Raw genomic sequence first — 4,621 nt, 5'->3', positions numbered from 1 at the left:
GCGGCGGTCTGGCGGCGGCGCACGCCATCCATAACGGTCTGACAGCAATCCCGGATGCGCATCACTATTACCACGGCGAGAAAGTGGCTTTCGGCACGCTGACGCAACTGGTACTGGAAAACGCACCGGTCGATGAAATTGAAACCGTTGCGGCGCTGTGTCATTCCGTTGGCCTGCCGATTACCCTGGCGCAACTGGACATCAAACAGGATATTCCGGCGAAAATGCGCATTGTGGCTGAAGCTGCCTGTGCCGAAGGCGAAACCATCCACAACATGCCTGGCGGCGCAACGCCGGACCAGGTGTATGCCGCCCTGCTGGTGGCTGACCAGTACGGTCAACGTTACCTGCAAGAGTGGGAATAACCGACCAATAAAAATCCCCGCAATTGCGGGGATTTTTTTGTTCATACTATGCCGGACCCGCACAAGCGACATCCGGCATGGTCTGTTACAGCAGATCGAAACGATCCAGGTTCATCACTTTCACCCATGCGGCAACGAAATCTCTCACGAACTTCTCGTGAGCATCGCTGCAGGCATAAACTTCAGCCACTGCGCGCAGTACAGAGTTAGAACCAAACACCAGATCGGCGCGAGTTGCGGTGTATTTTACTTCGCCGCTCGAACGGTCACGACCTTCAAACAGCTCTTGTGACTCATCAACCGCCTTCCACTCATGACGCATATCCAGCAGATTGACGAAGAAGTCAGTGCTGAGTACGCCAGGGCGATCGGTAAAGACGCCGTGCTGGCTACCATCAAAGTTGGTGCCCAGTACGCGCATACCGCCCACCAGCACGGTCATTTCCGGTGCGGTTAGCGTCAACTGCTGCGCTTTGTCGATCAGCAGCGACTCGGGGGTCGACACGTCAGGACGAGCGCGGTAGTTACGGAAACCATCGGCAATCGGCTCAAGCAGTTCAAACATCTCAATATCCGTTTGATCCTGACGCGCATCCACACGACCCGGCGCAAAAGGTACCTTGATGCTGACACCCGCAGCGCTAGCCGCCTGCTCGATACCGACAACACCGGCCAGCACGATAATATCGGCCAACGAGGCAGTATGGGCAGACTTATAAATACCTTCCAGCACAGGCAGAACACGTGCCGCAGTGGCATTCACATCCCAGCCACGTTGTGGGTCCAGCGCCAGACGCGCACCGTTAGCGCCGCCACGTTTATCCCCGCCACGGAAAGTCGATGCCGAAGCCCACGCTACCGATACCAGTTCGCCCACGGACAGTCCGGAAGCAGCGATGGTCGCCTTCAGCTTCAGGATATCTTCTTCGCTTGGGTTGAAGAACGCATGCGGCAGCGGGTCTTGCCAAATCAGATCTTCTTTTGGCACTTCCGGGCCAATGTAACGCGATTTTGGCCCCATATCGCGGTGCGTCAGTTTAAACCACGCACGGGCAAACGCTTCGTTGAACGCTTGCGGATCGTTCAGGAAACGGCGAGAGATCTTTTCGAACTCAGGATCGAAACGCAGCGTCAGGTCGGTAACCAGCATCGTCGGCTTGCGTTTTTTCGACGGATCAAACGGATCGGGAATAATTTCTGGCGCGTCAACCGCTTCAAACTGAATCGCGCCTGCCGGACTGCGAGTCTGCACCCACTCATATTTGAACAGGTTCTCGAAGAAATAGTTGCTCCATTGGGTAGGCGTCTGCGTCCACACCACTTCCAGACCAGAAGTAATTGCATCCGCGCCCGCGCCACTACCGTAGCTGCTGGCCCAGCCCAGGCCCTGCGCTTCAATCGGTGCGGATTCTGGATCGGCGCCAACGTGCGATGCCGCTGCTGCGCCGTGGGTTTTGCCCAACGTATGACCGCCGCCAATCAGCGCCACGGTTTCTTCGTCGTTCATCCCCATGTTACCGAAGGTCGCGCGAATAGCCGCTGCCGCAGAAAGCGGTTCGCCGCTATGGTCCGGCCCTTCCGGGTTCACATAAATAAGGCCCATTTCGGTAGCGCCCAGCGGCGCTTTTGCCAGCTCTTCCGGGTGACGGTGAGTCAGCCAGGCTTTTTCATCACCCCAGTTTACGTCGAGATCCGGTTCCCAGACATCTTCACGACCGGCACCAAAGCCAAAGGTACGGAAACCTGAGTTTTCCAGCGCCACGTTACCCGCGAGGATAAACAGATCGGCCCAGGAAATTTTCTGACCATATTTCTGCTTGATTGGCCACAGCAGACGACGCGCTTTATCAAGGCTGACGTTGTCCGGCCAGGAGTTCAGTGGTGCAAAACGCTGCTGTCCGCGACCCGCTCCACCGCGTCCATCGATAGAGCGATAGGTTCCCGCGCCGTGCCATGCCATGCGGATAAACAATCCGGCATAGGTTCCCCAGTCAGCGGGCCACCATGGTTGAGATTCGGACAGAAGGGCTCTGAGATCCCCTTTCAGGGCAGAATAGTCGAGTTTACTAAACTCTTTGCGGTAGTCGAAGTCCTCACCCAGCGGGTTCGAACGGTTGGAATGTTGGTTTAAAAGATCAACGCGGAGTTGATTTGGCCACCAGTCGCGGTTATTCGTTCCTGCTCCCGCGCTCTGATCGTGACCGCCTTGATGAAAAGGACACTTACCGGCAGTTGATGCGTTTTGGCTATCGTCGGACATGCTCATCTATATGCTCCCTTTACAGTGTTCTGACTACGATATACACCACCAGAGATAAGATATAGTCGAAATAACCCACAGATTCGATAGCTAATTCCTTTTATATTTTAAGTTACAGAGATGTAGATCAAAATGATCAACAAAAAGCCCTCCGTAGAGGGCTGGGGCATCTGTTTAGTTAGGTCTTACACCCAGTGTGTGACAAATAGCGTAGCTCATCTCGGCACGGTTGAGGGTATAGAAGTGAAAATCTTTCACCCCTTCGCGACTGAGAATTTTCACCATATCCATGGCGATATTTGCGCCCACCAGCTTGCGGGTTTCCGCGTCATCATCAAGACCATCAAACATGGTCGACATCCACGCAGGAATGCGGACGTTGGTCATGTCAGCAAATTTTTTCGCCTGCTTAAAGTTAGATACCGGCAGGATGCCCGGAATAATTTCCACATCGATTCCCGCAGACACGCAGCGATCGCGAAAGCGCAGATAGCTTTCTACATCGAAGAAAAACTGGGTAATCGCGCGGTTTGCACCGGCATCAACCTTACGCTTCAGGTTCAGCAAATCGGCCTGAGCGCTTTTCGCTTCCGGGTGCACTTCCGGGTAAGCCGCAACGGAGATATCGAAGTCTGCAACGTCTTTCAGCAGAGTCACCAGGTCGGAAGCATACATATCCGGTTTACCGCTTCCCGGCGGCAGATCGCCGCGCAGGGCAACAATATGACGAATACCGTTTTGCCAGTAGTCCCGAGCAATGGTACGCAGCTCATCGCGGGTCGCATCAATGCATGTCAGGTGCGGGACCGCTTCAAGACCTGTGCGATCCTTAATGCCTTTAATAATGCTGTGCGTACGGTCGCGCTCACCAGAGTTTGCACCGTAAGTAACTGAAACAAACTTCGGCTTCAGGCTGCTCAGGCGATCGATGGAGTTCCACAGGGTTTGCTCCATTTCACTGGTGCGCGGCGGGAAAAACTCAAACGAAACGTTAATCTGACCCTGCACTTCTGCCAGGCTCTGATTCAGGGCTTCCCGCTGGTTGGCGTGAAAAAAGCTCATACCTTACCTCATCAATCTTTTGTCGTTATATGTTGTGTTGTGAACTGCTATACGTTTAGACGTCTAGATGTAAAAATGACGGAAAAGCATGCTGGCGTCAACACAAAAATCATCGTTAAAGGTGAGGAATACTCAGCCAACGTGAAAAAAATTCACATCAGCTTGAAATGGTGAGAGATTGCGTCACGACCGTCTGTAGCCACTCTACTTTTGTTACGTTCTCAGGCAGCGTCGCTAACCCCATGCTAAGCCGCAATTCTGTATCAGTAAGCGGAAGGAAGATCACGCCCTGACGCTGGATAGCGGAAAAGGAGGCCGGAACCAGGCTCAGACCGTCACCCTGCGCGATCCGTGCCAGCAGCACGTCATGTTCCATCGGCTCCTCAATAAGGGCAGGAGAGTAACCGGCACGACGAAAAATGTGTCGAGTGTAATCAAAAAAAGCAGGGTTACGTTCACGTTTGAACCAGAACAGCGGTCGGTGGTTCAGCGACGTTAACGAGAGCGAAGGCAGAGCCGCCTCTGGCCAGAGCGCGGGTAAGGCGGCAATCATCGATTCTTGCCAGCCGAGCGGCGTGACGCTAAGACCCGAATTCTCAAGCGGTAGCGCCACCAGCGCTGCATCCAGTTTTCCCCGACGCACCTGACGCGCCAGTTCAGGCGAACCATGACGGACAATATGTAGCTTCTGTACACACGTAGAAAGCTGCGACTCAAGCGCCGCAAAAACGCCCTGCTCAAACGCCGTACTTAGCCCTAAGCGCAGAGATTGCTCTCCCGTCTTCGCTATCTGACTCAACGCCGTCCAGGTTTTATCCTGTAACGCCAATAGCGGGCGCACGATTTCAAGGACGCGCTGGCCGTCCTCCGTCAGCGTAAGTCCACGGGTATGACGGACAAAAAGCGTCACCCCCAGGCGATCTTCAAGCTGGCG

At 54.4% G+C, this 4,621-nt stretch carries 4 protein-coding genes; 1 reads left to right on the top strand and 3 read right to left on the bottom strand.

All coding sequences use genetic code 11. The features are described from left to right. A partial coding sequence (locus FDW87_RS22235) for an iron-containing alcohol dehydrogenase (RefSeq protein WP_252363098.1) occupies positions 1–365 on the top strand: 365 nt, incomplete at its 5' end. A gap of 85 nt (positions 366–450) precedes the next feature. On the opposite strand, the gene katG is transcribed toward FDW87_RS22235, so the two are convergent. The 3 genes from katG to FDW87_RS10115 form a co-directional block, all read right to left on the bottom strand. Further along, positions 451–2,631 (bottom strand): catalase/peroxidase HPI, encoded by a 2,181-nt coding sequence (gene katG / locus FDW87_RS10125; protein WP_137379701.1) that lies wholly within the window; start codon positions 2,629–2,631, stop codon positions 451–453. Positions 2,632–2,799: 168 nt separating this feature from the next. Continuing rightward, positions 2,800–3,687: a methylenetetrahydrofolate reductase gene (gene metF, locus FDW87_RS10120; protein ID WP_103284374.1), complete on the bottom strand. Its 888-nt coding sequence runs from the start codon at positions 3,685–3,687 to the stop codon at positions 2,800–2,802. Positions 3,688–3,844: 157 nt separating this feature from the next. Next, positions 3,845–4,621 (bottom strand): LysR family transcriptional regulator (locus FDW87_RS10115; RefSeq protein ID WP_252363097.1); only part of this gene is annotated, 777 nt, incomplete at its 5' end.

This window comes from Citrobacter sp. wls826, assembly GCF_005281245.1.
Classification (GTDB): Bacteria; Pseudomonadota; Gammaproteobacteria; order Enterobacterales; family Enterobacteriaceae; genus Citrobacter; species Citrobacter braakii.
The sequence above is the reverse complement of the archived record's forward strand: the minus strand, read 5'-3'. Positions and strand labels throughout refer to the sequence as shown.